Raw genomic sequence first — 3,059 nt, 5'->3', positions numbered from 1 at the left:
ACCTTGTTGGATAAGGCTTTTAGACTTTTTTGACCTCAAAAAGTCCCGACCCTTGCAGTGATTGAGGGGAAAATTCAGGTACTTTTTCCCTGAAAATTAGGTAATTGACCAGGTGAAAATGGGTAAAACCCCACACCCCACACCCCACACCCCACACCCTGCCACCAGGAAAAACTTTTTCAGCAGACCCTAGGTAGGAGAATTGTCAGATTCTGTCTTTTGCCTCTTGCCTGTTGCCTCTTGCCTTCAGAAGCTGATAACTGAATACTGACTCCTGACTCCTGACTCCTGACTCCTGACTCCTGACTCCTGACTCCTGACTCCTGAATACTGCCTTCGTTAAAACCGATTCCTTGATGCTGTTATTCCCAAATTGGACCGGCTGCAATGATTTCTTGGGAGGCCGTGGTAAATTGACGGAAATTTTCCACGAAACGATGGGCTAATTCTCGCGCCTGTAGGTCGTAGGATTCGCCATCTTGCCATGCTTGTCGCGGGTCGAGGATTTTTTTGGGAACTCCGGGGACAATTTCGGGGACGAGAACTTGAAAGATGGGATGAGGATGGAAAACTACTTCCTCTAAATCGCCATTTAAAGCGGCGGAAACCATAGCACGGGTGTGTTTGATCGAAATGCGATCGCCGACTCCGTAGGGACCGCCGGACCAACCAGTATTAATCAGATAAACGGAGGTTTCGGGGTGTTGTTCTAAACGTTGCCCTAACATTTGGGCATAGACGAGGGGTGACAGAGGGAAGAAACATTGACCGAAACAACTGGAAAAAGTCACCTGTGGGGCGGTGATTCCCCGTTCCGTTCCCGCTAATTTGCTAGTATAGCCGGAGAGGAAATGATACATCGCCTGGTTCGTGGTTAATTTGGCGATTGGTGGCAGTACCCCAAAAGCATCGGCAGTTAAGAAGATAATAGTTTTCGGGTGGGTTCCCATGCCAGATACGGCACAATTAGGGATATAACGCAGGGGATAGGCGGCGCGGGTGTTTTCGGTCAAACGTCCATCATCGTAGTCGGGAAGGCGATTATCGGGGGAAAGGATCACGTTTTCGAGAATAGTGCCAAATTGAATCGCCGCCCAGATTTGGGGTTCGTATTCGGCACTTAAACGGATGGTTTTAGCGTAACAACCGCCTTCAAAGTTAAAAATGCCGTCTTCTGACCAACCGTGTTCATCATCACCGATGAGGCTGCGTTTAGGATCGGCGGAAAGGGTGGTTTTACCCGTACCGGAGAGACCGAAAAAGAGGGCTGTATGACCGTGTTTATCCATGTTAGCGGCACCGTGCATCGGTAAAACCCCTTGTTTGGTCATCAGGTAGTTCATCATCGAGAAGACGGATTTTTTGATTTCGCCAGCGTAGCGAGTGCCACCGATGAGAACGATTTTTTTTGCCAGGTTGAGGACGATAAAGGCTTCGCTGTTCAGGTCGTCATCATCGGGATCTCCCTGTAACCCCGGCAGGGCAATCACGGTAAAATCAGTTTGATGGGCAGCTAGTTCGACCGCACTGGGCCGGAGGAATAACTGATGGGCAAAGAGATTATGATAGGCGATTTCAGTGACAACGCGCACGCCAAAGCGACAATTAGGATCGGACCCGACGTAACCATCGAAGATATATAGGTCTTTTCCCTGCACATAGGCGAGGACTTTTCGGTATAATTGCTGGAATTTTTCCTCGCTAATCGGAGCGTTATGCTGATTCCAGTCGATTTCCTTTTCGCTGGTGGCTTCTTTGACAATGAATTTATCTTTGGGGGAACGACCGGTATATTTACCCGTTTCCACCACTAAAGCCCCATTATCGGCTAAAACGCCCTCATGACGTTCGATCGCCTGTTCGACTAATTGCGGTACGGAAAGATTGCGATAAACGCGACCGAGATTTTTCATGCCTAGGCTTTCGAGGCCGTAGGTGGGATGAATTTGATTTTCTAATTCGTAGTAGAAATTGACGTTCTCCACGCGATCGGGCAAGGGACAAGAGATACTATCATTGGTCAGCGTGTGTAGAGTCGGCATAACCCCAATTCTCCTGATAATTTAGTTGTCGGTTTAGAGCTAAGTTCCAGGTCTCTGATTAGTGCAGTTATAGAAACTAGAAAAACTCCGTTCTCTGTCTTTTTTCACTCCCAGACACCTAAGAAGCTATATTGATTAGTTTATTTGACGATATTTGCCTGATTAATCTGGTCTTTTGCTGTCGGTAAAGCCAATCTTAGAGCGGTAATTCAGGATTATTTGCCTATTTACCCGTCATCTCCCAGTCAGGGTTTTTACCTTTTCCCTCTTGCCGATCTAACTGCTTTTTCTAGATATTTTTAGTCTAGCTGTACAATAGGATACAGACGATGTTTTTTTTACAAAAATTAACAGCTAAACAAAATTGGTCAGCTAATCTAGCAGTTAAGCTGCCCGCGAATTTAAATTGCTTGTTGAGATGAGGCAACAGGCAACAGGCAACAGTAAAGGGATTTGGGTAGATTTAGCCAATCTCAAGGATAGGCGGTTAAAATGCGTCTTAGCCTATCTTCATGGTGGGGTAGGAAGTCTCTGGTTTTGGGCAACGTCAGAACAATAGCTGGTCGTCCGGAGATGATGCCAAGGCTCCTAAACGTGGTTAAATCGGTTTTGCCGCTAATAAAAAAAGTCGATTGACACAGGGACCAGTTAGCGGCCAAAATTAACTCTATTAGCCGTTGGCAAGCTCTAGAATTGATTGTGTAAGTAGTCGGACATAAATTCTGTTGTCTATCTTAAGAAATGTAAATTGCCGCAATTCTTACTGACGACCGACTCCTGACTCCTGACTCCTTACCCCACAGTTAACTTTACTTTTGTCCAACTACTTAAAAGGTTAATTAAGTCTAGCTCGATCTCGAAAAAAAACAACTAATATTGACATCCTCACCGCCGTAAACGGACGGTGATTCCCAAACCTCACGATTTAGGTTTCTGCTTCTGTCCCGAAGGATTTTTCGCACCTGCCTTAACAGATTTACTCTGTTCTGGTCTTATGGTCGCTCTACAGACTGACAC

At 46.2% G+C, this 3,059-nt stretch carries 2 protein-coding genes; one reads left to right on the top strand and one right to left on the bottom strand.

From position 1 onward, the window contains the following. Nucleotides 1-362: 362 nt before the first annotated feature. Nucleotides 363-2,042, bottom strand: a complete 1,680-nt coding sequence (gene pckA, locus O9295_RS01810) for a phosphoenolpyruvate carboxykinase (ATP) (protein ID WP_288031219.1) — start codon at nucleotides 2,040-2,042, stop codon at nucleotides 363-365. A gap of 418 nt (nucleotides 2,043-2,460) precedes the next feature. Between pckA and O9295_RS01805 the strand changes: the two genes are divergently transcribed. Next, nucleotides 2,461-2,601, top strand: coding sequence for a hypothetical protein (locus tag O9295_RS01805; RefSeq protein ID WP_002759867.1), 141 nt, complete (start codon nucleotides 2,461-2,463; stop codon nucleotides 2,599-2,601). Nucleotides 2,602-3,059 lie beyond the last annotated feature (458 nt).

Source organism: Microcystis sp. LE18-22.4A, from assembly GCF_027531105.1.
Lineage (GTDB): Bacteria > Cyanobacteriota > Cyanobacteriia > Cyanobacteriales > Microcystaceae > Microcystis > Microcystis aeruginosa.
The sequence above is the reverse complement of the archived record's forward strand: the minus strand, read 5'-3'. Positions and strand labels throughout refer to the sequence as shown.

Bases quoted from the DNA above. Each gene is read 5' to 3' on its own strand.
- pckA (WP_288031219.1), bottom strand. From the start codon at position 2,042: ATGCCGACTCTACACACGCTGACCAATGATAGTATCTCTTGTCCCTTG.
- O9295_RS01805 (WP_002759867.1), top strand. From the start codon at position 2,461: ATGAGGCAACAGGCAACAGGCAACAGTAAAGGGATTTGGGTAGATTTA.